At 39.2% G+C, this 334-nt stretch carries 1 protein-coding gene; it reads right to left on the bottom strand.

The features are described 5' to 3' along the window. On the bottom strand, positions 1 to 334 hold a 334-nt coding region (locus tag Q0787_RS19265; RefSeq protein ID WP_298905085.1), incomplete at both ends, for a hypothetical protein.

Raw genomic sequence — 334 nt, 5'->3', positions numbered from 1 at the left:
CCTTGAACTTCTCCTGAAATCTCACATGCTCCAGTTCCGCCATTAGTGTATCCTAATGATCCTGCTTCGTATGAATTTGCTTCTTCACATGAAATTTCCATGTCTTCTACTTCATCAAATTCAGCCACTGGTGCTGGGTTAACTTTGATTTGTTGTCTTTCTGTGATTGTTCTGTCACAATCATCAGTGTAAGTCCAATCCACAAATAATAAACCTCCACATTCAGAATAAGATCCACTTAATTCTCCTTGAACTTCTCCTGAAATCTCACATGCTCCAGTTCCACCATTAGTGTATCCTAATGATCCTGCTTCGAATGAATTTGCTTCTTCAC

This window comes from uncultured Psychroserpens sp. (genome assembly GCF_947492715.1).
GTDB lineage: Bacteria > Bacteroidota > Bacteroidia > Flavobacteriales > Flavobacteriaceae > Psychroserpens.
The sequence above is the reverse complement of the archived record's forward strand: the minus strand, read 5'-3'. Positions and strand labels throughout refer to the sequence as shown.